Annotated in this window: 25 protein-coding genes; 11 read left to right on the top strand and 14 right to left on the bottom strand. The window is 69.5% G+C overall.

The window, feature by feature from the left end:
* Window positions 1-36 precede the first annotated feature (36 nt).
* Entirely contained in the window at window positions 37-1,935 is a 1,899-nt protein-coding gene (locus tag ABN611_RS14375; RefSeq protein WP_350280365.1) for a protein kinase, read from the top strand.
* 21 nt (window positions 1,936-1,956) lie between these two features.
* Here the strand turns inward: ABN611_RS14375 and ABN611_RS14370 are convergent, their stop codons facing one another.
* A complete protein-coding gene (locus ABN611_RS14370; RefSeq protein WP_350280364.1) occupies window positions 1,957-3,237 on the bottom strand; it encodes an adenylosuccinate synthase in 1,281 nt (426 codons plus the stop codon).
* Window positions 3,238-3,528: 291 nt separating this feature from the next.
* Complete coding sequence (locus ABN611_RS14365; protein WP_350280363.1) at window positions 3,529-4,014, bottom strand: VOC family protein; 486 nt, start codon at window positions 4,012-4,014, stop codon at window positions 3,529-3,531.
* A gap of 56 nt (window positions 4,015-4,070) precedes the next feature.
* Between ABN611_RS14365 and ABN611_RS14360 the strand changes: the two genes are divergently transcribed.
* Window positions 4,071-4,889, top strand: a complete 819-nt coding sequence (locus ABN611_RS14360; RefSeq protein WP_350280362.1) for a helix-turn-helix domain-containing protein — start codon at window positions 4,071-4,073, stop codon at window positions 4,887-4,889.
* Between the two features lie 24 nt (window positions 4,890-4,913).
* On the opposite strand, the gene ABN611_RS14355 is transcribed toward ABN611_RS14360, so the two are convergent.
* From ABN611_RS14355 to ABN611_RS14335, 5 genes are all read right to left on the bottom strand, one after another.
* Window positions 4,914-5,309, bottom strand: coding sequence for a hypothetical protein (locus ABN611_RS14355; protein ID WP_350280361.1), 396 nt, complete (start codon window positions 5,307-5,309; stop codon window positions 4,914-4,916).
* Window positions 5,287-5,925, bottom strand: coding sequence for a DUF433 domain-containing protein (locus tag ABN611_RS14350; protein ID WP_350280360.1), 639 nt, complete (start codon window positions 5,923-5,925; stop codon window positions 5,287-5,289). Before ABN611_RS14350 ends, ABN611_RS14355 begins: the two co-directional genes overlap by 23 nt.
* Before the next feature lie 102 nt (window positions 5,926-6,027).
* The gene (locus ABN611_RS14345; protein WP_350280359.1) at window positions 6,028-7,245 is read right to left on the bottom strand and encodes an MFS transporter; all 1,218 of its coding nucleotides are present in this window, start codon (window positions 7,243-7,245) and stop codon (window positions 6,028-6,030) included.
* Window positions 7,246-7,399: 154 nt separating this feature from the next.
* On the bottom strand, window positions 7,400-8,137 hold the full coding sequence (locus ABN611_RS14340) for a 2-phosphosulfolactate phosphatase (RefSeq protein WP_350280358.1): 738 nt from the start codon (window positions 8,135-8,137) through the stop codon (window positions 7,400-7,402).
* Window positions 8,138-8,180: 43 nt separating this feature from the next.
* Complete coding sequence (locus tag ABN611_RS14335) at window positions 8,181-8,588, bottom strand: DUF3151 domain-containing protein (protein ID WP_350280357.1); 408 nt, start codon at window positions 8,586-8,588, stop codon at window positions 8,181-8,183.
* 143 nt (window positions 8,589-8,731) lie between these two features.
* Between ABN611_RS14335 and ABN611_RS14330 the strand changes: the two genes are divergently transcribed.
* From ABN611_RS14330 to ABN611_RS14320, 3 genes are read left to right on the top strand one after another with little or no spacing between them, the layout of a single operon-like run.
* Window positions 8,732-9,181 (top strand): HNH endonuclease, encoded by a 450-nt coding sequence (locus tag ABN611_RS14330; RefSeq protein ID WP_350280356.1) that lies wholly within the window; start codon window positions 8,732-8,734, stop codon window positions 9,179-9,181.
* A gap of 12 nt (window positions 9,182-9,193) precedes the next feature.
* Entirely contained in the window at window positions 9,194-9,970 is a 777-nt protein-coding gene (locus tag ABN611_RS14325) for a GNAT family N-acetyltransferase (protein ID WP_350280355.1), read from the top strand.
* 46 nt (window positions 9,971-10,016) lie between these two features.
* A complete protein-coding gene (locus tag ABN611_RS14320) occupies window positions 10,017-11,000 on the top strand; it encodes a type IV toxin-antitoxin system AbiEi family antitoxin domain-containing protein (protein WP_350280354.1) in 984 nt (327 codons plus the stop codon).
* 65 nt (window positions 11,001-11,065) lie between these two features.
* On the opposite strand, the gene fbaA is transcribed toward ABN611_RS14320, so the two are convergent.
* Together fbaA and ABN611_RS14310 are read right to left on the bottom strand one after the other, a co-directional pair.
* Window positions 11,066-12,091, bottom strand: a complete 1,026-nt coding sequence (gene fbaA, locus ABN611_RS14315; RefSeq protein ID WP_350280353.1) for a class II fructose-bisphosphate aldolase — start codon at window positions 12,089-12,091, stop codon at window positions 11,066-11,068.
* 207 nt (window positions 12,092-12,298) lie between these two features.
* On the bottom strand, window positions 12,299-13,018 hold the full coding sequence (locus tag ABN611_RS14310) for a GntR family transcriptional regulator (RefSeq protein ID WP_167204857.1): 720 nt from the start codon (window positions 13,016-13,018) through the stop codon (window positions 12,299-12,301).
* A 139-nt stretch (window positions 13,019-13,157) separates the two neighbouring features.
* Here ABN611_RS14310 and ABN611_RS14305 point away from each other — a divergent pair, with 139 nt between their 5' ends.
* A complete protein-coding gene (locus ABN611_RS14305) occupies window positions 13,158-14,177 on the top strand; it encodes an SIS domain-containing protein (RefSeq protein ID WP_350280352.1) in 1,020 nt (339 codons plus the stop codon).
* An 81-nt stretch (window positions 14,178-14,258) separates the two neighbouring features.
* Window positions 14,259-14,678, top strand: a complete 420-nt coding sequence (locus ABN611_RS14300; protein WP_350280351.1) for a VOC family protein — start codon at window positions 14,259-14,261, stop codon at window positions 14,676-14,678.
* A 36-nt stretch (window positions 14,679-14,714) separates the two neighbouring features.
* Here the strand turns inward: ABN611_RS14300 and ABN611_RS14295 are convergent, their stop codons facing one another.
* Window positions 14,715-15,494, bottom strand: coding sequence for an IclR family transcriptional regulator C-terminal domain-containing protein (locus ABN611_RS14295; protein ID WP_350280350.1), 780 nt, complete (start codon window positions 15,492-15,494; stop codon window positions 14,715-14,717).
* A gap of 64 nt (window positions 15,495-15,558) precedes the next feature.
* Here ABN611_RS14295 and ABN611_RS14290 point away from each other — a divergent pair, with 64 nt between their 5' ends.
* The 3 genes from ABN611_RS14290 to ABN611_RS14280 are packed head-to-tail and all read left to right on the top strand — an operon-like array spanning window position 15,559 to window position 19,284.
* Window positions 15,559-16,671, top strand: a complete 1,113-nt coding sequence (locus ABN611_RS14290; protein ID WP_350280349.1) for a maleylacetate reductase — start codon at window positions 15,559-15,561, stop codon at window positions 16,669-16,671.
* A gap of 16 nt (window positions 16,672-16,687) precedes the next feature.
* The gene (locus tag ABN611_RS14285) at window positions 16,688-17,560 is read left to right on the top strand and encodes an intradiol ring-cleavage dioxygenase (protein ID WP_350280348.1); all 873 of its coding nucleotides are present in this window, start codon (window positions 16,688-16,690) and stop codon (window positions 17,558-17,560) included.
* Window positions 17,557-19,284, top strand: a complete 1,728-nt coding sequence (locus tag ABN611_RS14280; RefSeq protein WP_350280347.1) for an FAD-dependent monooxygenase — start codon at window positions 17,557-17,559, stop codon at window positions 19,282-19,284. Before ABN611_RS14285 ends, ABN611_RS14280 begins: the two co-directional genes overlap by 4 nt.
* On the opposite strand, the gene ABN611_RS14275 is transcribed toward ABN611_RS14280, so the two are convergent.
* Both ABN611_RS14275 and ABN611_RS14270 read right to left on the bottom strand, forming a co-directional pair.
* Window positions 19,273-19,461, bottom strand: coding sequence for a hypothetical protein (locus ABN611_RS14275; RefSeq protein WP_350280346.1), 189 nt, complete (start codon window positions 19,459-19,461; stop codon window positions 19,273-19,275). The two genes, ABN611_RS14280 and ABN611_RS14275, sit on opposite strands and share 12 nt — an antisense overlap.
* Window positions 19,462-19,564: 103 nt before the next feature.
* Entirely contained in the window at window positions 19,565-20,191 is a 627-nt protein-coding gene (locus ABN611_RS14270) for a TrmH family RNA methyltransferase (protein ID WP_350280345.1), read from the bottom strand.
* 60 nt (window positions 20,192-20,251) lie between these two features.
* On the opposite strand from ABN611_RS14270, the gene ABN611_RS14265 reads away from it, so the two are divergent.
* Window positions 20,252-20,947 carry a DedA family protein gene (locus tag ABN611_RS14265; protein WP_350280344.1) on the top strand — a complete coding sequence of 232 codons (696 nt, stop codon included), beginning with the start codon at window positions 20,252-20,254 and terminating at the stop codon, window positions 20,945-20,947.
* Between the two features lie 162 nt (window positions 20,948-21,109).
* Here ABN611_RS14265 and ABN611_RS14260 read toward each other — a convergent pair whose 3' ends face one another.
* The gene (locus ABN611_RS14260) at window positions 21,110-21,499 is read right to left on the bottom strand and encodes a hypothetical protein (RefSeq protein ID WP_350280343.1); all 390 of its coding nucleotides are present in this window, start codon (window positions 21,497-21,499) and stop codon (window positions 21,110-21,112) included.
* A 103-nt stretch (window positions 21,500-21,602) separates the two neighbouring features.
* The gene (locus ABN611_RS14255) at window positions 21,603-24,587 is read right to left on the bottom strand and encodes a BTAD domain-containing putative transcriptional regulator (protein WP_350280342.1); all 2,985 of its coding nucleotides are present in this window, start codon (window positions 24,585-24,587) and stop codon (window positions 21,603-21,605) included.
* Between the last annotated feature and the right edge of the window lie 42 nt (window positions 24,588-24,629).

Below are 24,629 nucleotides of genomic sequence, written 5' to 3'. Positions count from 1 at the left end.
CCCCCACCTGGTCTGCCGGCGACGTACCGTAGATGCATGTCAGTCACAGGGGGACCGCCTTCCACCCATGAAGAGGAGGTGGAGGAGCGGGTCGGGGCGTACCGGCTGATCCGGCGGCTCGGACAGGGCGGCATGGGCGTCGTGTACCTGGCAGAAGGACCGGAGCGCGAGGAGGTGGCGCTCAAGGTACTGCGGCCGCACGTGGCGCACGACCCGATCGCGCGGGCGCGGTTGCAGCGCGAAGCGACCACGCTGCAGAAGGTGAACCACCCTGGTGTGGCAGGCATCCTCGACCACGACCTGGAGGGCGAGCAGCCCTACCTGGTGACCCGCTTCGTCCCGGGCCGTCCGCTGGACGAGCAGGTCGACGAGCGGGGTCCGCTGACGCCTCGCAAGTGGCTCCCGCTGGCCGGCTGCCTGGCCGAGTCGCTGCAGGCGATCCACGCGGTCGGGGTGATCCACCGCGACCTCAAGCCCGGCAACGTGATGATGTGCAACGGCAAGCCGGTGATGATCGACTTCGGCATCGCCCAGGCCGCCGACGACCTGCGCCTCACCCAGACCGGCCTCGTGATCGGTACGCCGGGCTACCTGGCGCCGGAGCTGATCGAGGGCGAGATGGTGTCGCAGTCCGCGGACTGGTGGGGCTGGGCAGCCACCGTCGCGTTCGCCGCGACCGGCCGTCGTCCCTTCGGCAAGGGCCCGTTCGAGGCGGTGCTGGCGCGCGTGCACTCCGGGCAGGCCGACCTGGACGGGCTGGACCCGCGGCTGAAGTCACTGCTCGCTGCTGCGCTGTCCCCTGACAAGGCCGACCGGCCTACGCAGGAAGAGATCATGACGGGGCTCAACCGGTACGCCGAGGGCCGTGACGCGCTGCCGCCGCGTGAGGCTCCGACCGTGGCTGCCGTGGCGCCGACGAAGCTCGTCACCAAGCAACTGCCTCTGGACGCGCCGACGGAAGAGCCGGTGGCGGAAGAGCCGACCGGCCCCACACCGACCCAGGTGGCCGAGCTGGTGCCGCAGGTGATTCCGCCGCTGTCGGCGTTCGCCCCGATCCGGGACAAGCTCCGGGACGTCGCCACGAAGAAGCCGGTCGCGGAGGCGCCCGTTCAGGGGCCTTATCAGCCGGCGCCTTACGCAGAGCCCTACTCGGCGCCCTACGCGGCTCCTTACGCGGCGCCGTACCAGCAGCCCTTCCAGCCGCCGTACCAGAGCTCTGCGCCGGTGCCGTACCAGCAGTCGTCCCAGCCGGTACCTGTGCAGCCCGCGCATCCCGTCAAGGCCCCACCGACCGGACGTCGTACCGCGGTCGTCGTCGGCTTCATGATCGCGCTGACCGGACTGGTCGCGCTGACACCCGGCCTCGGCGCGGTTGTCGCCATCCTGCTCCTGGTCCTCGCACGCACGGTCGACCGCTCGAGTACGGCGCTGATGCGGCGCCGCCAGGTCCGCGGCCGCGCCGGGAAGTCGGACGGCCTTGTCGCCGTGGCCGCCAGCCCCGTGCAACTCGCCACCGCCCTGCTGATCACCCTGCCGTGCCTGATCCTGCCGCTGCTCACAGCGGTCGTGGTCGGCGGCGTCGTCACCGGTGTCGCAGCATCGGCGAACGGACTCGACTGGCAGCCCCTGTCCGCCGTCGGTTTCGGTACGGCGGCGCTCACCGCGCTGTTCTGCTGCTGGTGGGGCCCTGGCGGCAGCTCGCTGCGCCGCGGTGCGCACATCACGGCCCGCAACACGTTCCGGCCGCGTTGGTTCTCCGCTCTGATCGCGGTCGTGCTGCTCGCGATCGGCGGCATCGCCTTCTACCAGGCGACGCAGGGCGCCGGCGCCGAGTGGGCCCGCAGCCCGATCGAGACGCCGAACATCGAGCGGCCGACGCTCGGCGACCTGCGGAACGCGCCGTTCATCCGCGACCTCCCCGTCATCGGTAACTGACGACGGGGAGGCCGGGCTTCGTCAGAGCTGGACGATCTGGCTGCGCTCGGGGCCGACGCCGATCGCCGAGATCCGGGCGCCGCTGAGCGACTCGACGGCGCGCACGTAGCTCTGCGCCTCCTTCGGCAGGTCGTCGAAGGTGCGGCAGCCGGAGATGTCCTCGCTCCAGCCGTCGAACTCCTCGTAGACCGGGACCGCGTGGTGGAAGTCGGTCTGGGTCATCGGCATCTCGTCGTGCCGCACGCCGTTCACGTCGTACGCGACACAGACCGGGATCTTCTCGCGGCCGGTCAGGGTGTCGAGCTTGGTCAGCACGAAGTCGGAGACGCCGTTCACGCGAGCGGCGTACCGGGCGATCACCGCGTCGTACCAACCGCAGCGCCGCGGGCGTCCGGTCGTCGTACCGAACTCGAAGCCCTGCTGGCGAAGCCATTCGCCGTCCGCGTCCAGCAGCTCGGTCGGGAACGGGCCCTCGCCGACGCGGGTGGTGTACGCCTTCACGACGGCCATCACGCGGTCGATCCGGGTCGGCGGGATGCCGGTGCCGGTGCAGGCGCCCGCGGAGATCGCGTTCGACGAGGTGACGAACGGGTAGGTGCCGTGGTCGACGTCGAGCAGCGTGGCCTGGCCCGCCTCCATCAGCACGGTCTTGCCGGCGTCGAGCGCCTGGTTCAGCACCAGGCTGGTGTCCGCGACCATCGGCTTCAGGCGGTCCGCGTACCCGAGCAGCTCGTCGAGGACCTCGCGAATCTCGACCGCGCGCCGGTTGTACACCTTCACCAGCAGCTGGTTCTTCTGCTCCAGCGCGCCGGTGACCTTCTGCTCGAGGATCTTCTCGTCGTACAGGTCCTGGATCCGGATGCCGATCCGGTTCATCTTGTCGGCGTACGTCGGACCGATGCCACGGCCCGTCGTACCGATCCGGCGACTGCCCAGGAACCGCTCGGTGACCTTGTCCAGCGTCCGGTTGTACGGCGGGATCACGTGCGCACTGGCACTGACCACCAGCCGGGACGTGTCCACTCCACGCGCCTGCAGCGCGTCGAGCTCCTCGAACAGCACGCCGAGGTCGACCACGACCCCGTTGCCGATCACCGGCGTGACGCCCGGTGTCAGGATGCCGCTCGGGAGCAGGTGCAACGCGTACTTCTCGGACCCGATCACGACCGTGTGGCCGGCGTTGTTGCCGCCGTTGAACTTGACCACGTAGTCGATGACCTCGCCCGTGTTGCCGAGCAGATCGGTCGCTTTACCCTTGCCCTCATCGCCCCACTGGGCGCCGACGAGCACGATTGCGGGCATCTCAGCCCTCCTCTTTCACGCGCCGGCCTCACACCCCGTGGCGACCCGCGCTGGAAACGGTGAAGCCCGGAGACGTTCACCGGACATTCATCCGGCGACGCATCCAGGCTCTTGCGACCAAAGCCTACCGGAACCGGGATCCCGGCTTCCGGCCCTGTCCACAAGGCCGTAGTCATTGTTTCCTCAGGCGACGGGTTGCCATTTTGCGTGATCACGTGCACACTCTTAGTCAGCGGCCCGCCGAAACTGCCGCAGGGGACGGTTCCGGCGGGCCGCTTCCTCGTTCCCGGGTTAGTCGAGGCCCTCCGGGTTGGTCGCCAGCCATTCCTTCACCCGCCGGTCGGCCTCCTCGCGCGACACGTCCTCGACCTTCGTCAGGATCGCCCACCGGTGGCCGAACGGGTCGATCACCGTGCCGTACCGGTCGCCGGTCATGAACGTCTGCACCTGCTCGACCGGCTTCGCACCGGCCGCGACCGCCTTCGCGAACGTCGCGTCCACGTCCGGCACGTAATGCACCAGCGACGAGTGCACCCACTCGCCGTTCGGCGCCCGCAGCCCGATCTGCGGCATCTGGTCGCTCAGCTGCAGCATCGAGTCGCCGAACCGCAGCTCGGCCTGACCGACCCGGCCGTCCGGCATGTCCTGGCGGCTGACCACCTCGGCGCCGAACACCGAGGTGTAGAACTCGATGGCCTTCGGCCCGTCGGACACGGCGAGGTACGGGGTGAGCGAGTGATAACCGTCGGGGATGGGGTTTACCGTGTTCGTCGTCATGCCTCCAGTCAACGGGCCGGAGGCCTTGCCGGTCTTGTAAGAAAGCGACAGCCAGGATGAGCCAGCCACCGGACAGCGAGAAGGGCATCCTGCACCCGCGGGAGCAGGCCCGGCACCGCACGCTGCACCGGCTCGCGGCGGGACCGGAGGCCGGGCGGTTCGTGGAGTGGTACTGGATCGTCGAGTGGGATCTCGACGAGCCGTACACCGCCGAGGTGCTGCCGTTCCCGGCGGTGAACGTGACCTTCGAGCAGCCGGGCGGCGCGTTCGTGAACGGCGTCTGCACTCGCAAGTTCGAACGCGAACTCCGGGGGCGCGGGCGGGCCTTCGGGGTGAAGTTCTGGGCGGGCGGGTTCGGGGCGATCACCGGGCTCGACGTCGGGTCGTTCCGCGACGAGGTGCTGCCGCTGACGGCGGTGTTCCCGGACGGCGACCGGCTCGCGGACCTGATGTTCGAGGCCGAGTCCGACGTCCGGAGGCGCGCGGTGTTCGAGGCGTTCCTGCGCGACCACCTCGCGCCGCCCGATCCGTCGTACGAGCTGGTCCGGGAGATCGTGTCGACGATGGCGGCCGACCGTTCGCTGGCGCGCGTCGACGAGATCACCGAGCGTTTCGACGTACCGATACGCACCCTCCAGCGGCTCTTCCGCCGGTACGTCGGTGTCGGCCCGAAGTGGGTGTTGCGCCGGTATCGCCTGCACGACGGCGCCGAACTGCTCGCCCAGGGCGAAGCAGCCGAGCTGGCGGAGCTGTCCGCGTCCCTCGGCTACTTCGACCAGGCCCACTTCTCCAAGGAGTTCAAGCAACAGATCGGCCTCACCCCCGCCGAGTACGCCGCCCGCGCCGCCGCCGAACGCCAGATCACCTACCGCTGACAGGCTGTCGCCGACCGGGAACGCTCAGGGCCACATCTTCGTGATCCGACCTCCTGCATGCACGTGCCAGAAGCCAACGGAGGCTCTGTGCGTCGCCGCAAGCATCGCGCGCTCGGCGTCGACGAAGCGCCGGGCCATCTCGTCCAGGCCCAGATTCCCCGAGGCAAGGCAGAAGAGATGACCAGCCTCCAAGGCACTCAGCTCGTGCTCTCGGTAGCGGATTCGCTTGTCTTTGGTGAGCAGTAACCACCCACGGGAGCAGCCCTCGGCGATCCACTCCTCGTCTGGGATCCGTGTCGCGTCGTGCTGATAGAAGTCCGCGATCAGGTGAATCGTCCAGCCGAGGTCGCGAAGACGCGCGGCGGATGCTTTCCCAAGGCTACGGTCGAAGAAGTACTCAGGCTGCTTGGCGGAGCACATCTTCGACTACATCCGCGGGCAGGTCGAATTCGTCCGCAACGACGCTGATCGGTTCCCCAGTACGCCACAACGAGACCAGCGCATCGACTGGAATCTTGCTTCTCGCCAGGACTGGCGCGCCCCAGCCGAAACTCGGGTCGATGACCACCTCAGCCCGGGCCGGGTACTGCGGCAGACGCAGGCGTGCAGGGTTGCCCTTCGCATCCCAGCTGATGTAAGTCAGGTACTCGGCGATGACCTCGGGGATTGCCATTTGATCGTCCCGAGCGTGGATGAGCGATTCGTCCGCGACCCGGACGAAGAGGCCAACGCCGTCGGTAGCGATCCGCGCCCGAGCCAGCGCGTAGGGGTCCTGGAACTCGGAACGCACCAGGTCGGCCGCCCGCCGGATGTTGGGCATCGAGAAGCCCAGTTCACGCAGCGTTCGCAGGACGAAAGCCTCGACGACGCCCACGAACGGCACCCGAGGCCAGCCGCGTCGCTCAGGACGAACGGCGTGCACCAGTGACGGCCGCGAGCCGTCGGCGAGCCAGGCGTCCAGAGTCGACTCAGGCATCTTGAGGGTCCTTGCCGCCTCGCGTGCGGTGAGGAGCGGTGTCTTGTATATGTCCGTCATTGACTTCTCCTCTCCAGGTAGCGGCCGACGAGACGTTCGACAACGTTGTGTGATGAAGTCTCGCAGAACTCACCGACAAAACGGTCGCGGCTCGGCGCCAGATCACCTACCGCTGAGCTTCACTGTCACGGCCATTGCTGTTGCGGTCACTGCGGCTGCGAGAGCGATCCCGAAGCCGTACTGCGCACTGTGGCCGTCGACGACCCAGCCGGCGAACGCGGAGCCCAGCGCGATGCCTGCCGCGCCACCGGAGTTCAGCCAGGTGAAGGCCTGTGTCAGCACGGCCGAATCGACTGCTGACTCGGTCAGGACGGCTGACAGCGTTTGGAAGGGCGCGATCGCCAGGCCCGGCAGAGCCAGAGCGACCGCCGCGGTCAGTGGTGTGTCGACTGCGATCAACGGCAGGCAGCTGAGCGTCAGCCAGATGAAGGCGAGGACGAACTGCGTCTCCGGGGCGGTCCGCCAGCGCCTGGCGCCGTACGCGAGGCCTGCGAACAGGCTCACCAGGCTGGTGATGCTGTAGAGCGGCCCTGCCAGTCCAGGCGTACCTCTGGAGACAGCGAACGCGGTGACGGACACCTGCATGCTGCCGAAGAAGAGGCCGATGCCGATGTTGGTACCGACCAGGGCGGCGAATCGCTTGTGGAGCAAGTCTTTCGAGCTCACGTGGTGACCGGGTGCGTGTGGTGGCGGGGCAGTGTCGCGTTGCACGGACAGCAGGAAGCCGCCACTCAGTAGGAGGCCCGTTGCGAGTAGCGAGCCTGCTGCCGGGGCGGTGGACGAGCTGATGATGCCGACGAGGCCAGGGCCGACCATGAACGCGATGCCGACGCTCAACGCCTCCAGTGCGAACGCTGACGACAGCATCGGGGTGTCCCGCAGAGCGTGGGACCAGCGTGCTGCCGTCTGCGCACCGATCTGCGGGAGGGTGCCGCCGGCCAGTACTCCTGTGGCGATCAGCGCAGGCAACGGAGCACCTGTGATCGTGAGGCCGATCAGCAGTGCGACGGCGACCGCGTGCGCCAGCAGGGTGAGGGGCAACATCCGGGTCTGGCCGAACCGGTCGATGAGCCGGGCGACCTGAGGGCCCGCGACCGCTTCCGCGACCGCGAACCCGCCGGTGACGCTGCCGGCGGCCGCGTACGAGCCGGTCGATCCGTGGACCAGCCAGACGATGCCCAGGCCGGTCATCGCGATCCCGATCCGCGCCGGGGCCGCTGCCAGGTAGAACTTCCACGCGCCAGGGGTCCGCAGTACCTCGGTATAGGTGTTGCTGGACCTGTTTGTGGGCGCGTCGATCCGTCCGGTGAGAGCCGGCACGGTGTGACCTTCCGCTGCCCGCCGGGGCGGGGACCCGACCGTGGGCGTCCAGCTTCGCCGGTCTGTCCGTCCGCCTAGAACCGTCCATGTTCGGCAAGAAGCGGGGACGCTCGCCGCTTGCCGGCACTGTCAACGGGCAGAAACCTCGAGTGTTTCAGGTTGACACGAACATCGTACCGTCCCGGAGCACGGGCACGCTGCGGCTCTCGTCCACCTCGGCCGCGATCGCCACGTCCTCCGCATAGCCGTACTGCGTGAGCTCACGGCCGCCGGCGCACTCGTGCAGCAGTCGCGGCAGGTCCTCCGCCACCGCGTCGTACGCCGCCACGGCCGCACGCGCCTCTGGAGACGGGTTGTCGCTCTGGAGCGCGCTCAGGAAGCCGCCGGCGCCCCACAGGTCCTCGACCGCGGGCCGGAGCGACCCGTCCTTCCAGCGCTCACCCGCGGCGATGGCAACCACTCTGCGACCGTTGCCTTGCTTGTTGACCCACTCGGCGGCCGCCTGACGATTACGCAGCGACACCGCGATCACGGTGGCGCCGCTGTCGCTCAGCTGCTTCGAGATCGTCGAGCCGTTCGGCGAGGGCAGCACCAGCCGGGTGATTCCGGTCACGCTGCGGATCGTTGCCGGCGACAGGCTCACCTCGCCCGGTCCCGCCGCGGAGCGTCCGACCGCGAGCGTCGCGTCGTACTGCTCGGCGTAGACGACGGCGGTCTCGTCGCGCCACCGGTACGGGAGGACGTCGATGCCGAGATCGGCCGCCACCGTCACCGCCGTCGTGAACGACAGCACGTCGACGACCGCGACGATGTCCCCGGCAACGACCTCCGCTCCGACCGGCCCCCAGTCGAACCCGGCGGCGAATCCGTGCTGCGCGTAAGGGCTGGTCACCCGGCAGATCCTTCCGCCGGACAACCAACCCCACAAGCGGATTTCAGCTCAGCGCGTCCGCGGCCGTCGGCGACGAGTCGCGCAGGAACGTGGCGCAGCGCTCGGCCTCGTCCTTCTCGTCGATCAGCGCCGCCGCCTTGCCCAGCGCGGCCAGCGCGCGCAGGAAGCCGCGGTTCGGCTCGTGCTCCCACGGGACCGGGCCGTGGCCCTTCCAGCCGTTGCGCCGGAGCAGGTCCAGGGCCCGGTGGTAGCCGGTCCGCGCGTATGCGTAGCCCTCGATCGTGCGGCCGTCCGCGAGGGCGGCCTCGGCCAGCACGGCCCAGGCGAGCGACGACGTCGGGTACTTGGCCGCGACGTCGGCGGGAGCGGCTCCGTCGGCGAGTTCCGCCGCGGCCGGGTCGACCGGTAGTAGTGTCTCGGGTGGACCTGAGAGCAGATTGTTCAATTCCATAAGCACATCTTCGCCGATCACGCAGCCGTACCGGCACGTGACCGTCTGACGAAATCCGTTGACCGTTCACGTAGCGGCCACGGATGCTTGAGACACTGCGTCGACCGCCGTGGTTCCCAGCTACGGCCGGAAGGAGGCACCGGATGAGCGTCATCGTCCTGAACGCGTCGTACGAACCGCTGCACACCGTCTCGATCCAGCACGCCATCCGGATGCTGGTTCGCGAGGTCGCCGTGGTCGAAGAGGCGCACGGAGAGCGAACTATCGGCCCTTTCCCGGTCCCTCGCGTGCTACGCCTGGTCCGGTACGTCGTGACGCACTGGCGCTACGCGGCCGGCCGGATGAAGTACAGCAAGCACGGCGTGCTGCGCCGCGACAAGTTCCGCTGCGCGTACTGCGGCCTCGACAACGCCGACACCATGGACCACGTCCAACCCAGGTCCAGGGGCGGCCGCACCGAGTGGCTGAACGCGGTAGCCGCCCACGCCGCCTGCAACGAGCGGAAAGGCAACCGCACCCCGTCCGAGGCCGGCATGCCCCTCCTCTGGCAACCCTGGATACCAACCCGCGCCGAGCTCGTCATAGACAGATGACGAGCATTTTTTATGCCCTTTTCCAGGCACCGGCCCCACCGGTTGGCGTCCGGACGCACGCTCGAGATCACCACGGTCGCTGACCGGCCCGAACTCGCCAACACCGACATCGACGCCGGCCCCTGGCCGGCCTTCATGCGCCACAACCGCATCTCCGAGGCGTACTTCGGCCGCACCGCCGAAACCTTCGCGGAGACCTGTCTCGTCGCTACCTCCGATGGCCGAGCCGTCGGTGACGCGCACGCCGTCCAGCTCCGGTCCCGCCCGGAGTTCCCTTCCGGCGGCTGGGAGCAGGCCGTCGTCTGGGCCTTCGCCGACGCCCATCGCCGGGTTCGGCCGGACATCGCCTGTGCCCTCAATATCAGCGTGGCGCGCGATTTCCAGGGTGAGGGCGTGGCCTCGCTGTTGCTCAGCGCGCTCCGCGAGGCGGCCGCCGACGTTGGTCTCAAGGCGTTGGACGCGCCCGTACGTCCTACGCACAAGCACCTGGAACCCTTCGCCGCGATGAGCGAGTACGCCGTGCGTACACGGCCGGATGGTCTGCCCGTCGATCCGTGGCTCCGGACGCACGTCCGCGCTGGTGGTCGCATCGCCAGCGTCGCGCCCGCGTCCTGGGTGATCGCCGGCTCGCTTGCCGAGTGGCGTTCGTGGACGGGTCTTCGGTTCGACCGCAGCGGGCCCGTCGTGGTCGCGGGGGCACTGGTGCCGGTGGCATGTGACGTCGCGGCCGGGCAGGCCGTCTATGTCGAGCCGAACGTGTGGGTGCGGCACCAGTTCTCCACAGACTGAAAAGTCATCCGTCGGCACCAGGGCGAATCGCGGCAAGTTCTTGGGCATGAATCCTCAACTTGCCGTGATGGCCTCGATCCGGGGTGGGGTGTTCACCCGGGCCGACGCGCGTGCCTGTGGTTATGCCGATGCCGAGATCGACTCCCTGCTGGATGCCGGCCGCTGGCGGCGGATCCGGCGCGGGACGTATGCCGCCCATCGTTCGCTCATGCTCGTCACCCAGGAAGTTCTGTACCTGCGCAGGGTGTACCGCGTCCTGCGCGCCAGCGGACCGTCGGTCTTCGCCAGCCACCAGTCCGCCGCGGCCCTGCATGCCTTGCCTGTCTGGGGTCTTGACCTCACACGCGTCCACGTGACCGCGCCCGACGGACGGTCCGGCCGGGTCCGTGGCGTGCACCGCCACATCCGCGACCCGGTCGGCCCCGGGCTGCAGCTGTGGAACACGTTGCGCATGGTCTCGCCCGCCCGCGCGGTCGTCGAGGTCGCCGCCAACGCACCACCCGCACCCGCCGTCGTGCTCGCGGACGCCGCGCTGTACGCCGGGATGGTCGACCGGCGTGCCCTGAACCGTGCGGCAGGGCAGCTCGACTACGGCAAGAAGCGTGCGCTCAAGGTGCTGGACCAGCTCACCGGCGCTTCCTCGATCGCGGAGTCCCGGCTGCGCTTCATCCTCGCCACCACAGGTCTGCCGACGCCGAGCGAGACCCCCGTGCCGGAGCCCGACCACGAGGAACCCGACGACTCTGCCGCCGGTGCGTTGTGGTTCCCAGACGAGCGCACCGTCGTCGAGTTCGAGCCGCGTTTCCCCTTCTGGTGCGAGCAGTCCGAGCCCACCACCGACGTCCCCGTCCCCGGCCCGCCGCACGGCTCTTCACTAGCCGACGATCCGCAGCCCGTCGAGCGCTGCTGGATCCCCTGGGCCGACCTCGACAACCCGCAGACCGTGGCCGACCGCATCCGCACCACGTTCACCCGAGCCGCCCGCCGCACCGGCATCCGCCACTTCACCCCGACCCGCGCCCGGATGTGACAGAAGGGCCCACCGCCGACGGCGGTGAGCCCTTCCCCGATCCCCTCCAGGAGGACCAGATGATCTCAGGCGTTCAGCGACGTACCCGTGGAGCGCAGGTTCTCGCAGGCCTCGCCGACGCGCTTCGCCATGCCCTCTTCGGCCAGCTTGCCCCAGGCGCGCGGGTCGTAGGCCTTCTTGTTGCCGACCTCGCCGTCAACCTTCAGCACGCCGTCGTAGTTCGTGAACATGTGCGCCGCCGCCGGGCGGGTGAACGCGTACTGCGTGTCGGTGTCGACGTTCATCTTGATGACGCCGTTGTCGACCGCGGCCCGGATCTCCTCGAGCGTCGAGCCGGAGCCGCCGTGGAACACCAGGTCGAACGGGCGCTCCTTGCCGACCTTGGCGCCGACCTGGTCCTGGATCTCGGCCAGGATCTCCGGGCGCAGCTTGACCGCACCCGGCTTGTACACGCCGTGCACGTTGCCGAAGGTCAGCGCGGTCAGGTAGCGGCCGTTCTCGCCGGTGCCGAGTGCCTCGACCGTGGCCAGGCCGTCCTCGACGGTGGTGTAGAGCTTCTCGTTGATCTCGTTGGCGACGCCGTCCTCCTCGCCGCCGACCACGCCGACCTCGATCTCCAGGACGATCTTCGCCGCGGCGGCCTTCGCCAGCAGCTCCTTGGCGATCTCCAGGTTCTCGGTCAGCGGCACCGCGGAGCCGTCCCACATGTGCGACTGGAACAGCGGGTTCTCACCGCGCGCGACCCGCTCGGCCGAGATCTCCAGCAGCGGCCGGACGAAGCCGTCCAGCTTGTCCTTCGGGCAGTGGTCGGTGTGCAGCGCGATGTTCACCGGGTAGTTCTTGGCGACCTCGTGCGCGTAGGCGGCCAGCGCGACGGAACCGGTCACCATGTCCTTCACCGTCGGGCCGGACAGGTACTCCGCACCACCGGTGGACACCTGGATGATGCCGTCCGAGCCCGCCTCGGCGAATCCGCGGATCGCGGCGTTCAGCGTCTGCGAGGAGCTGACATTGATGGCCGGGTAGGCGAAGCGGTTCTGCTTGGCCTTGTCCAGCATCTCGGCGTAGACCTCAGGGGTTGCAATAGGCATGTCTCGCGGTACTCCTCACAACACAGTTCTTGTGGGTTCGGCTCCAGTATTGCCGCCGGGCACTTCGTCGGATCCGGCGGCCCACCTGCCGAACCGGCCCGGTGGCCGGGGAGCGATCGGCAGGGATACAGACCAGTTGGCGAACAGGACCGATCCAGTTCACGGGGTCCGGGCAGCCACCGCGGGCGGCAGCCTACCCGGGACCGGTCAGGCGGACCCGGTTCGCGGGCCGCGGGGGGTCAGGGCCATGTGCAGCCGGTAGCGGTCGGCGCGGTACGCCGACCAGGACAGCTCGACGACCTTGCGGCCGGCGAACGTGGTGCGCTCGAGGACCAGCAGGGGTGCCCGCCGGGCCACTCCGAGCACCCGGGCGACATGACCGTCGGCGTTGTCCGCCCGCACGGTCTGCTCACCGGAGGTGACGACGACGTCGTACTCGCTGGCGAAGACGTCGTACAGCGTGCCGAGCTCGCGGCCGAGCAGGCCGGGGAAGAGCGCGGACGGGTAGTAGCCGACCTCGTAGGCCATCGGCGACGCGTCGGCCGTCCGGAGCCGCTCGACGCGGATGACCTTGGTGCCCTTGGCGACCCGCAGTCCCTTCGCGGTCTCCTCGGACGCCTCGATCTCGCTCGCCGACAGCACCACGGTCCCGGGCTCGAGGCCGCGGGCCCGCATCTCCCGGGAGAACGAGGTGAGGTGCAGCTGGGAGTCGACCTGGGGGCCGGTGACGAAGGTCCCCTTGCCGTGCACCCGTTCCAGCGCGCCGGACTCGACGAGGTCGCTGATCGCCTGCCGGACGGTCACCCGGGACACGTTCAGCTTGTCCACCAGGGCACGCTCGGAAGGGATCGGGTCGCCGGGGTGCAACTCGACGTCGATCAGCCGTTCCAGCACCGATCGGACCTGGGCCCGCTTGGTCGCCACCATGGAATCTCGATCCTCCAGACCTGGGCGGGCCTCGGGGGTGCCCCGGAGCGCCGCTCACTGCTATCGTGCGCAGCATACCTGTTAAGACCAGATAGGACCAGTGATCGTAGTGGTGTCTGTCCCCGCCCAGGAAACCCGGATGGCGGCCGAAATCGCCGAGCAGCCGGCCGCGCTCGCCGCGACCTTCGAGCATGTGCTGCCGCTGCGGCACGACATCACCCGCCTGGCCGCCGGCCGCCGGAACGTGATCTTCGTGGCCCGCGGATCGTCCGACAACGCGGGCGTCTACGGGCGGTACCTGACCGAGATCCACGCGGGCCGGCAGGCGTCGCTGGCCGCGCCGTCGGTGGCCACGCTGTACGGCGCGAACCTCGACCTCTCGAACTCGCTGGTCGTCGCGGTCAGCCAGTCGGGTGCGACCCAGGAGATCGTCGACACGGCCGAGTGGGCCAAGCGCAACGGCGCCGCGATCGTCGGCATCACGAACGACGGCAACAGCCCGCTGGCCTCCACGGCGGACGTCGCGCTGATCACCCAGGCCGGCCAGGAGCTCGCCGTACCGGCCACGAAGACGTACACGACCCAGCTGGCCGCGATCACGGTGGCCGTGGACGCGCTCGCGCCGCGGCCGGGGACGCTCGACGCGGACATCGCCCGGGTTCCGGACGCGGCGACCAAGATGTTGTCCGGCTCGGTCGAGGCCGCGGCGGACCTGCTGGCGGGTGCCCACGACGTGCTCGCGAGCGGTCGCGGGCTGTCGTTCGGCACGACGCTGGAGGTCGCGCTGAAGCTCGAGGAGACCTGCCTGCAGCCGGTCCGCGGACTCTCGTACGCCGACCTGAAGCACGGCCCGATCGCGGTCGTCGACGCCGACCTGGTGACGATCCTGGTCACCGCCGGCGAGGGCCCAGCCCTGCCCGGTATGACCGAACTGGCCGGCCTCGTCCGCGAGAAGGGCAGCAAGATCCTCGGCATCGGCGGCGACCCCGCGTTCGCCTCCCGCTGCGACGTGAACCTCGCCGGCCCCGACCTCCCGGAGACCCTCGTCCCGCTCGCCCTGGTCATCCCGGCCCAGCGCGCGATCGAGCTCCTGGCCCGCAAACTCGGCCTCGACCCCGACGCCCCCCGCGGCCTCCGCAAGGTCACCCAGACCGACTGAACAAAGTGCTCATTGGGTGCGCACTTTGAGTGGAATCGTAGTGGTCGTCAACCGGGGAACACCTGAGAGAGGACCACTGCGATGCTGCGAGGATTTGCGACCGTCAGCTTCTACGCGACCGACCTGAAGGCGGCGCGGGCCTGGTACGAGAAGTTGCTCGGGATCGAGGCGTACTACGCGGTGCCGACCGTCGAGGATCCGGCGTATGTCGAGTTCCGGTTCGGCGACTTCCAGTGCGAGCTCGGCATCATCGACGCGCGGTACGCCACCCAGCAGGTCGGGTCGACGCCGGCCGGAGCGATCATCCACTGGCACGTCGACGACCTCGAGGCCGAGCTCCAGCACCTCCTCGACCACGGCGCCACCCTGCACGAGCCGATCACCGAACGCGGCAACAACACCGGCTTCCGCACCGCCAGCGTCGTGGACCCCTTCGGCAACCTGATCGGCATCATGAACAACCCCCACTACGTCCAGATCCACCAAGAACTAACCGCCTGAACCGCGGCATGTAGCCCAGTCCCGCGCGGGGCTGGGCTACATGCCGCGGTGGGTCAGGGCGGTGGTGATCTGGGTGGCGGCTTGGCGGAGGTGGGGGAGGAATTCCTCGCAGAGGGACGTGGGCGTCGAGCGGGAGGCGTGGGCGGAGACGTTGAGGGCGGCGATGACGCGGCCGCGGGAGTTGTGGATGGGGGCGGCGATGGAGCGGAGGCCCTGTTCGAGCTCCTGGTCGACCAGGGCGTAGCCGTCGGCGCGCGCTTGGGTGATGGCGGCGCGGAGTTCGTCGGGGGATGTGAGCGTGCGGTCGGTAAGCGGCTCGGGCTGCAGAGTGTCGAGGTACGACGTGAGTTCGTCGTCGGGGAGGCCCGCGAGGAGGACCCGGCCCATCGAGGTCGGGTACGCCGGGAGGCGGGCGCCGACGCCCAGCGCCACCGTCATGATGCGGCTCGTCGGGACGCGGGCGACGTACACGATGTCAGGCAGGTCGAGGGTCGCGATCGAGCAGGACTCGCGGGTCTTGGCGCTGAGTTCCTCCATGAACGGGCCGGCGAGTTCACCTAGGTCGAGGGACGACAGGTAGGCCCAGCCCAGGGCGAGTACGCGCGGGGTGAGCGAGAAGCGGCGGTTGTCGCTGCGGACGTAGCCCAGCTCCTCCAGCGTGAGCAGGATCCGGCGCGCCGTCGCGGGCGTGATGCCGACGGCGCGCGCCACCTCGCTGAGCGTCAGCGACGGCGCCTCGGCGGAGAACGCGCGGATCACCGCGAGGCCGCGCTCCAGTCCTTGCAGAAATGTGCCTGTAGACGCGTCACCCGGCATCGGCTAGCCTACTTTTCGTTGAAAGAAGAACTATTCGCTGAGCGAAATCCTAGCGGAGCCGTCGATGCCACGTCCAGTCGAACCTGATGCGGTGCAGCCCGGCGGCGGGTTCGTGCACACGTTCCTGCCCGGGCGGGTGGTGTTCGGCGCGGGCACGCTCGACCGTGTCGGAGCGGAGGTCGAGGCGCTCGGCGTACGACGGGTGCTCGTCATCGCGACCAAGTCCGCGCGCGCCGCAGCCGACGCAGTCGAATCCCAACTGGGCGACCGCTTCGCCGGCCGGATCGACGGAGTCACCCAACACGTACCAACCGAGCTAGCCGACCAGGCCCGCACCAAAGCCCACACCACCCAAGCCGATGCAGTAATAGCCATCGGCGGCGGCTCCGCAACAGGCCTAGCCAAAGCAATAGCCCTCACAAGCACCACCTCCCTGAGCCAACAATCAACCGACCTCGTGGTGGTGGCTGTGCCTACGACTTATTCGGGGTCTGAGATGACGGCGGTTTGGGGGGAGACTTCGGGTGAGGGGAAGGTGACCGGGGTGGATCTGGGGGTTCTGCCTCGGGTGGTGGTTTATGACCCGGTGTTGAGTCGGGGGTTGCCGCTGGGGGTTACCGCGGCAAGTGTGGCCAATGCGGTGGCGCATTGTGTTGAGGCCGTGTGGACTCCGAAGGCTGATCCGATCACGGAAATGGCTGCGGTTGAAGGGCTTCTGGCCTTGAGCGCGGGGCTGCGTGAGGTTCAGGCAGCACCTGAGGATTTAGATGCTCGGGGCAAGCTTTTGTACGGCGCCTGCCTGGCGGGGTCGGCGTTGGCGGCCGCCGGGACCGGACTGCATCACAAGCTGTGCCATCTGCTGGGCGGCACCTACAACCTGCCGCACGCCGAGACGCACGCCGCCGTACTCCCGCAGGTAACTCGGATGAACGCCCCCGCAGTCCCCCAAGCGAAAGCCCGACTGGAAGCAGCCCTGGGTACGACGGACCTCGCCGCCGGGCTGTTCGACCTGTTCCAAGCGGCTGGCGTGCCGACGAGCTTGCGCGAACTCGGCCTGACCGAAGCGCAAGCCGCCGAAGCCGCGAAGGCGTTCCGGCCGACCGCGAATCCGGTCCCGGTGACCGAGGAACTGGTGCGCGAGATTCTCAGCCGCGCCTGGGCCGGCACGCGACCTTGACGAACGAGGAGACCGGATGGACCTGCAAGGTGACGACCTGACCGAAGCCGTGGTGGCCAGCTTCGACGGCAGCGTCAGCGACCGCTACCGCGACGTGATGAGCGCGCTCATCCGCCACCTGCACGCGTTCGCGCGCGAGGTGGAGCTCACCGAGGACGAGTACTTCACCGCGATCGACTTCCTGACCAGGACCGGCCAGATCTCCACCGGTACGCGGCAGGAGTTCGTGCTGCTGGCCGACGTACTCGGGCTGTCCATGCTGACCGTCGGCCTGGGCAACCGGAAGCCGCCGGAAGCCACCCAGTCCACCGTGTTCGGCCCGTTCTTCGTCGAGGGATCCCCCGAGGCGCAGCTCGGCGACGACATCGCGAACGGCGCCCCCGGACAGCCGTGCCTGGTGAGCGGCAAGGTCCTGAACACCAAGGGCGAACCGATCGCCGGAGCACTCGTCGAGACCTGGCAGGCCGACGAGGACGGCTTCTACGACGTCCAGAAGGACCTCGACGGCCCGCAGAACCGTGCCCACCTCACGACCGATGCCGACGGCAACTACCGGTTCTGGGCGGTGAAGCCCGTCGCCTACCCGATCCCCGACGACGGCCCGGTCGGCGAGCTGCTCCGCGCCGGCGGTCGCGGTCCGATGCGCCCCGCGCACATCCACTTCATGGTCACCGCGCCCGGCTACAGCCGCCTCATCACCCACGTCTTCGCGGCAGGCGACGAGTTCCTCGACACCGACGCGGTCTTCGGCGTCAAGGAGTCGCTGATCGCCGAGTTCACCGAGCACGCTGCCGGCACCGAGGCCCCGGACGGCAAGACGCCCAGCGAGACCTACTACACCGTCCACTACGACTTGGTGCTCGCCACCACCGAGGAGACGCAGCAGTGATCACCACAGACGTTCTCATCGTCGGCAGCGGCCCGGCGGGCGGTGCCGCATCGCTGTTCCTGTCCACGTACGGCATCGACAACATCGTGCTGACCCGCTACGGCTGGACCGCCAACACGCCCCGCGCGCACATCACCAACCAGCGCACGATCGAGCTGATGCGCGACATGGGCATCGAGGACCAGGTCGTCGACAAGGGCACCGCCCACCACCTGATGGGCGAGACCGCGTTCTGCACCAGCCTGGCCGGCGAGGAGATCGGCCGGATCCGGACCTGGGGCACGCATCCACGCCGCCTCGCCGACTACACAGAGGCGAGCCCGTGCCTCCCCGTCGATCTCCCCCAGACCCTGTTCGAGCCGATCCTGGTCAGTACGGCGGCCGGCCGCGGCGCCCGGCTGCGCTTCGACACCGAGTACGAGAGCCTCGAGCAGGACGCCGACGGCGTGACGGCGACGGTGCGCGACCGGCTGAGCGGTACGACGTACCAGATCCGCGCGAAGTACTTGATCGGCGCGGACGGCGGGCGCAGCAAGGTCGCGCAGGACATCGAGCTGCCGATGGCGGGCCGGATGGACATCGAGGGGTCGATGAACATCGTGTTCGAGGCGGACCTCAGCCAGTACGTCGCCCACCGCCCGAGCGTCCTGTACTGGGTGCTCCAGCCCGGCGCGCAGATCGGCGGCATCGGCGCCGGCCTGATCCGGATGGTCCGCCCGTGGAACGAGTGGTTGATCGTCTGGGGCTACGACATCAACCAGCCCGCCCCGGTCGTGGACGCGGCGATGGCCACCGAGATCGTGCACAACCTGGTCGGCGACACGATCGACGTGAAGCTGAAGAGTGCGTCGGTCTGGAGCGTCAACCACATGTACGCCGAACGGACGTCCAAGGGCCGCGTGTTCTGTATGGGCGACGCGATCCACCGGCACCCGCCGAGCAACGGCCTCGGCTCGAACACCTCGATCCAGGACGCGTACAACCTGGCCTGGAAGCTCGCACTCGTCCTCAAGGGCCAGGCCGACCCGAAGCTGCTCGAGACCTACAACGACGAGCGCGCCCCGATCGCTCGGCAGATCGTTGACCGCGCCAACAAGAGCCGCAACCAGTTCGGCCAGATCTTCCGCGCCCTGGGCATGACGCCCGACGCACCGGCCGGCTGGACGATCGAGTCCCGCAAGGACGACACGGCCGCCGCGGCCGCGCAACGCGAGGAGCTGCGCCAGGCGATCGAGCTGAAGGACTACGAGTTCAACGCCCACGGCGTCGAACTCGGCCAGCGCTACAACTCCGCCGCGGTGCTCGCGGACGGTACGCCCGAGCCGCCGTACGACCGGGACCACGAGCTGTACTACCACCCGACGACCTGGCCCGGCGCCCGGATCCCGCACTGCTGGCTGACCCGCGGCTCGGAGACCGTGAGCACCCTGGACGTGGTCGGCAAGGGCCGGTTCACGCTGCTCACCGGGATCGGCGGCGAGGCGTGGGTCAAGGCGGCGCAGACGGTGGCCGAGCAACTCGGCGTACCGATCGAGCCGTTCGTGATCGGTCCCGGACGCGAACTCGACGACCTGTACGGCGACTGGGCGCGCGTGCGCGAGATCCCGGACGAGGGCTGTCTCCTCGTCCGCCCGGACGCGCACATCGCGTACCGCGCGTTCGAACAGCCCGAGGACCCGACGGAAGGGCTTCGGCAGGCGCTCCGGACGCTGCTAGGCCGCTGACGACTCCTGGGCCTCGCGGAGGATCCGGTCGAGGATCGCCGAGATCTCCGCGGTCTCGGCGTCCAGCAGGGTGATCAGCGCGACCCGGGACGTCTCCGAGCGCGCCTCCAGCGCGGCGGCGCTCAAGGCGCGGACGGTGCCCAGTTCGTGGATCAGTTCGTCCCACAGAGCGTTCATCACAAACCCCCATGTCTCCCGTCACAGCAACCCAGCGCGACGAGAAGGCCTCACTTCTGTCACCAGGAACAACGGAGTGAGGCCGCGGGAGGTTACGTACTCGTCAACAACTTCCGGATTGGCCGAAGGTGTGGCGGCGGATCCAGGAGTGCATGGCGATCGCCGCGGCGGCGCTCGCGTTGATCGAACGGGTGGAGCCGAACTGGGCGATCGACAGGACCGCCGTACAGATCTCGTGGGCGTCGGCGGTCAGCCCGGGGCCTTCCTGACCGAAGAGCAGGACGCAGGCCCGGGGCAGGTCGTAGGTCTCGAGCGGCACCGAACCGGGCAGGTTGTCGATGCCGATCACCGGCAACCCGAGCCCCGAGGCGTACGACGCCAGGTCGTCGAGGGTCGGGTGGTGGCGGACGTGCTGGTAGCGGTCGGTGACCATCGCGCCGCGGCGGTTCCACTTCCGGTTGCCGACGATATGGACCTCGGCGGCCAGGAACGCGTTCGCGGTCCGCACGACGGAGCCGATGTTCAGGTCGTGCTGCCAGTTCTCGATCGCGATGTGGAACGGGTTCCGCTGCCGGTCCAGGTCCTCGACGATCGCCTCGAGCCGCCAGTACCGGTACTTGTCGACGACGTTGCGCCGGTCGCCCTCCGCGAGCAGCGCCGGATCCAGCCGCGGATCGTCGGGCCAATCGCCCTCCCACGGGCCCACTCCGACCTCGTTCGGACCCACCATGTCTGCTCCCCGGAGGTCGCTGCTCAGCTCACGCACAGGTCGGGACGCTACCCTGTCGGCGTGCTTCCTCTTGCCGCGATGCTGATGCCGTCCTGGATGGACCCCGAGTACCTGCTGCACTGGCTGGGTGACTGGGCCCTCTGGGGCACGCTACTGGTCGTGTTCATCGAGTGCGGGGTGCTGTTCCCGATCCTGCCCGGTGACTCGTTGCTGTTCGCCGTCGGCCTGTTCATCGCGCAGGGCTCGATCGACGTCCCGCTGTGGCTGGCCTGTGTGCTGCTGACGGTCGCCGCGTTCCTCGGCAACGTGTCCGGCTACTACATCGGCCGGTTCCTCGGTACGTCGCTGTTCCAGAACCCGAACGCGCGGTTCCTGAAGCCGAAGTACATCGTGCAGACGCACGAGTTCTTCGAGCGGTACGGGCCGCGGGCGCTGGTGCTGGGCCGGTTCGTGCCGATCGTCCGGACGTTCATCACGATCGTCGCCGGCGCCGGCAGGATGGACCCGAAGAAGTTCTTCCTCTGGACCGCGATCGGCGCGGTGATCTGGGCCCCGGGCCTGACGCTGCTCGGGCACGCGCTCGGCAACGTGCAGTTCATCCACGATCACCTGGAGTCGGCGCTGCTGCTGCTGGTGGTGGTCTCGGTGATCCCGATGTTCGTCGAGTACTTCCTGGCCCGCCGCCGCAAGCGCGCAGCCGGCACCGAGACGGCCGCCCGGCACGCCGCGCCGAAGCACGCGGTCACGAAGGACTAGGGCCTGTCTGGTGATCCAGCGCCGTAGCGAGGAGGTGCTCGGTGCGGTAGCTCGGCGTGCGGGGGCGAAGGTCTCGATGCGGAGCCTCGTGGCCTTTGCACCCGTGCGGCGAGATGCCGTGCCGAGTGCCCCGCAGTAGGCGATGGATCACCAGACAGGCCCTTAGTGGCCGAAGGGAAAGTGCGGGTCGGACCAGACCCAGTCGGTGCTCAGTAGCGACAGTTCGGCGACCTCGACGGGGCCGGTCGGCAGCGGGCCGACCACCTGACCGGAGCCGAGTGAACACGCCACCCGGATCCGGTCCGCCGCCTGGTACCAGACCAGCGCCCCCCGTGGCGCAGCCCCTTCACGAAGCAAGGCGTGGTGGTCGAGCCAGCGAACCGCGTCGGCCGCGTCGTGCCAGCCGCTGTCGTGCGCGTAGCCGAACGCCATCCGCTGGAACTTCAGCGGCCAGTCCAGCCAGGCCGCCGAACCGACCCGTTCCAGCTGCCAGTTCAGCGCCGCCTCGGTGTCCCGCGGGTTCGCCACCCGCGGGACGTTCCGGCGCTCCACGGCAACATCCCCCCAGGCCATAGTCCTCCCCGAATCCCCCGTCCTCGGCCTGCGCCGTGGCATACCCGAAATCTTGCCCGGCCCGTATACAGCGGCCGTACATTCAGCTGACCGCTGCACCCGCTTCGGAGCCGACCAGCAGCTGGCGGCATTCAGCGGCGGCAGCGTCGTTGCCTGCCTGCTGCCACACGCGGGCGGCGCGCTCGAGGGTACGGCGGGCGTTGTCGAGCTTCCCCGTCGACAGGTAGAGCTCGCCGAGGTGCTGCGCCGCCTCGCCCTCCACACTGCGGTCGCCCAGCCGATGACCGATGTCGATCGCGTCCAGCAGGATCTTCCGCGCCGCCGCGACCTCGCCGCGTTCCATCAGCGCCTGCCCGAGCAGGGCCCGGGTGTACGCCGCGCAGTGGTCGTCGCCCATCCCGTCGAAGATCGCGAGCGCCTTGCGCAGTTGCCGGACGGCGTCGTCGTGCTTACCCTGGTGGACCCGCAGTGCGGCGATCCGCCGGCGTACCTTGGCCTCCCGGTGCGCGTCGGCCCGCCGTACGGCGATCTGGAACGCCTGGGCCAGGTACCTCGTAGCGGTAGCCACGTCGCCGCGGGCAAGGTAGACGTTGGCGGCAGCGGTCCGCGCGAGCGCCTCGCCGTTCGCGTTGCCGCCTTCGACGAACGCCTCGATCGCCTTCTCGTACTGCTGCAGCCCCTTGTCACGCTCGCCGCGCTCCCGCAGCCAGGTGCCGAGCCCGACGGCGGCGACGCCCTCGCCGAGCCGGTCGCCGACCTCGGCGAACGCCTGTGCGGCCGCGTCGAAGTGCCGCCGCGCGTTCTCCCAGTCGTCCTGGTAGACGGCGAGCTGGCCGAGGTTCCGGTGCATGATCGCCGCACCGCGCCGGTCCCCGCACGCGATCGCGCTCTGCAGCCCCTGCTGGTGCGAGCCGTTCCAGTCGTCGAAACCCGCCCGCAGGTCCAGGTACGGCCCCCAGGCGGCGGCGATCCGCCACGCGTGGTCGTGCAACCCGTTCTGCGCCGCGGCCCGGATCGCCGGCACGAACGTACTGCGCTCACTGTCGAACCACGCGATCGCGTCAGTCTCGGTGAACGGCGACGGGTCCGGCGCCGTCAGCGGCCCGGTGTGCTCGAGAACGCCGAAGTACTCGAAGGACAGCGCGTTGTTGGCGCGCCGGATCTTGTTCAGGATCGCCTCGACCACGGTCTCGACGTCCCGCACCGCCTGTGCCTTCTGCTCCGCGGTGCCGACGCCGAGCGCGTGCAGGCGCAGCAGATCGTGGACCCGGTACCGCGCCGTACCGCGCTGGTCGACCGAGCTGATCCGAACCAGGTTGACCTCGATCAGCCGGTCCAGGCTCCGCCGTACGGCGGCCGGTGACGCGACCGCCTCCAGCGCACGCGCCGAGAAGACCCCGACGGCGAAGTGGCCGATCAGCCGGTACAGCCGGGCTTCCTCCGGGCTGAGTGCGTCGTAGCTCAGGTCCGCGCTGGTCCGGACGGCGAGCTCGCCGATGCTCAGCTCGTCCAGCCGCGACGTCTCGTCCCGCAGCCGCCTGGCCAGCTCGCGCGCGCTCAGGTCGGGCCGCTGCGCCAGCCGGCTCCCGACGATCCGGATCGCCAGCGGCAGGTTCGCACACGCGGCCAGGATCTCCTCGGCCTCCGGCGACGACGGGTCGATCCGGCCGGCACCGGCGACGGACGCCAGCAGTACTGCGGCCTCGCGGTCGTCGAACGTGTCCAGCGGCGTACTGTCCGCGCCTGCCAGGTCCATCAACCGGTTCCGGCTGGTCACCACGACGGCTGACGCGCCGGTACCCGGCATCAGGGGGGTCACCTGACCAGCGGTGGCCACGTCGTCCAGGATGATCAGCACCCGGCGGCTGGCCAGCTCGGACCGCAGCATCGCTGACCGCCGCTCTGGGTCCGTCGGGATCGCGTAGTCGGGCAGGTTCAGGCTGAGCAGCAGGTCGGTCAGGGCTGCGGCCGGGTCGCGCGGGTGCGTCGCGCCGTGCATGTCCAGGTAGATCTGACCGTCCGGGAAGTACTCCCGGACCAGGTGCCCCAGCCGGACGGCGAGCGACGTCTTCCCCGTCCCGGGCGCACCGGAGATCACCGCGACCGGTGGGCGCACCGGGTCACGACCGCAGACCAGGTCCCGCAGCTGTTCGAGCAGGTCCTGGCGACCGCTGAAGTCGGCCAGGTCGAGCGGCAGCTGGCTCGGCGGTCGCCGAGTGTCCGTCAGCTCCGGAGCGGCCATCGGCCCGGGCGGCGGGACACTCGGGTCCGGGCGGTCCGCCGTACGGTCCGCCGGGATACCTGGGTTGGGCCAGTTGGCCGAGCGGCCGTTCTCGGCGCGGGCGCCGGCAGCCTCCAGCTCCGGGCCGGGCTTGATGTCCAGCTCGTCGGCGAGCGTCTGCACGGCCTTCGCGTACGCCGCTCGCGCCTCACCTACGCGTCCCGCGGCCACGAGTGCGTCGACCAGGCGCCGCCAGAGCTGCTCGTCGTACGGGTCGTCGGTGAGGCGTGCACTCAGCAGTACGGCGGCACCGCTCGCGTCGCCGTACTCGAGACGCAGGTCGAGCAGGCTGTCGACCAGGCCGCGGTGCTGCGCCTCCAGGCGCGAGATCGACCCCTCCCACGCCGCGGGCATCGGGAGGTCCTCGAGCGGCCGGCCGCGCCACAACGAGTACGCCCGGGACAGGACCTGCATCGCCTGGCGGCCGTCACCGGCGTCCCGCAGGTGGCCGCCCTCCGCGAGCAGCGACTCGAACAGGCTGGCGTCGAGCTCGTCTACACCTACCGCGATGCTGTAGCCGGCGGCCGACGTGTCGATCGGCGCGGGCAGCCCGGCGTCCTGCAGGACTCCCCGCAGCGCGCGGACGTAGGTCCGGATGTTCGCGGTCGCGGAGCGTGGTGGGTCGTTCTCCCAGAGCGCGTCCGCGATCAGTTCGGTCGAGACGAACCGGTTCGGGTGCAGCAGCAGAGTCCCGAGCAGTTGCCGCGGTTTCGCGGCCTTGAGCGGCTGCCCCTGGACGTGGACGAGCCGCAGAGGTCCGAGGATCGCGTACCTCAGACTGTCCACTCGTCCGACCTCTCCACTCTGGAACCGACCTATCGTGGCATC

It is taken from the genome of Kribbella sp. HUAS MG21 (genome assembly GCF_040254265.1).
Lineage (GTDB): Bacteria > Actinomycetota > Actinomycetes > Propionibacteriales > Kribbellaceae > Kribbella.
The sequence above is the reverse complement of the archived record's forward strand: the minus strand, read 5'-3'. Positions and strand labels throughout refer to the sequence as shown.

Excerpts from the sequence above, each read along its gene's own strand:
- ABN611_RS14370 (WP_350280364.1), bottom strand. The coding sequence starts at position 3,237 with ATGCCCGCAATCGTGCTCGTCGGCGCCCAGTGGGGCGATGAGGGCAAG.
- fbaA (WP_350280353.1), bottom strand. The coding sequence starts at position 12,091 with ATGCCTATTGCAACCCCTGAGGTCTACGCCGAGATGCTGGACAAGGCC.
- ABN611_RS14270 (WP_350280345.1), bottom strand. The coding sequence starts at position 20,191 with ATGGTGGGTCCGAACGAGGTCGGAGTGGGCCCGTGGGAGGGCGATTGG.
- ABN611_RS14295 (WP_350280350.1), bottom strand. The coding sequence starts at position 15,494 with ATGCCGGGTGACGCGTCTACAGGCACATTTCTGCAAGGACTGGAGCGC.
- ABN611_RS14365 (WP_350280363.1), bottom strand. The coding sequence starts at position 4,014 with ATGACGACGAACACGGTAAACCCCATCCCCGACGGTTATCACTCGCTC.
- ABN611_RS14375 (WP_350280365.1), top strand. The coding sequence starts at position 37 with ATGTCAGTCACAGGGGGACCGCCTTCCACCCATGAAGAGGAGGTGGAG.
- ABN611_RS14300 (WP_350280351.1), top strand. The coding sequence starts at position 14,259 with ATGCTGCGAGGATTTGCGACCGTCAGCTTCTACGCGACCGACCTGAAG.
- ABN611_RS14310 (WP_167204857.1), bottom strand. The coding sequence starts at position 13,018 with ATGGTGGCGACCAAGCGGGCCCAGGTCCGATCGGTGCTGGAACGGCTG.
- ABN611_RS14320 (WP_350280354.1), top strand. The coding sequence starts at position 10,017 with ATGAATCCTCAACTTGCCGTGATGGCCTCGATCCGGGGTGGGGTGTTC.
- ABN611_RS14290 (WP_350280349.1), top strand. The coding sequence starts at position 15,559 with ATGCCACGTCCAGTCGAACCTGATGCGGTGCAGCCCGGCGGCGGGTTC.
- ABN611_RS14325 (WP_350280355.1), top strand. The coding sequence starts at position 9,194 with ATGCCCTTTTCCAGGCACCGGCCCCACCGGTTGGCGTCCGGACGCACG.
- ABN611_RS14355 (WP_350280361.1), bottom strand. The coding sequence starts at position 5,309 with ATGTGCTCCGCCAAGCAGCCTGAGTACTTCTTCGACCGTAGCCTTGGG.
- ABN611_RS14305 (WP_350280352.1), top strand. The coding sequence starts at position 13,158 with ATGGCGGCCGAAATCGCCGAGCAGCCGGCCGCGCTCGCCGCGACCTTC.
- ABN611_RS14330 (WP_350280356.1), top strand. The coding sequence starts at position 8,732 with ATGAGCGTCATCGTCCTGAACGCGTCGTACGAACCGCTGCACACCGTC.
- ABN611_RS14275 (WP_350280346.1), bottom strand. The coding sequence starts at position 19,461 with ATGAACGCTCTGTGGGACGAACTGATCCACGAACTGGGCACCGTCCGC.
- ABN611_RS14285 (WP_350280348.1), top strand. The coding sequence starts at position 16,688 with ATGGACCTGCAAGGTGACGACCTGACCGAAGCCGTGGTGGCCAGCTTC.
- ABN611_RS14360 (WP_350280362.1), top strand. The coding sequence starts at position 4,071 with ATGAGCCAGCCACCGGACAGCGAGAAGGGCATCCTGCACCCGCGGGAG.
- ABN611_RS14335 (WP_350280357.1), bottom strand. The coding sequence starts at position 8,588 with ATGGAATTGAACAATCTGCTCTCAGGTCCACCCGAGACACTACTACCG.
- ABN611_RS14350 (WP_350280360.1), bottom strand. The coding sequence starts at position 5,925 with ATGACGGACATATACAAGACACCGCTCCTCACCGCACGCGAGGCGGCA.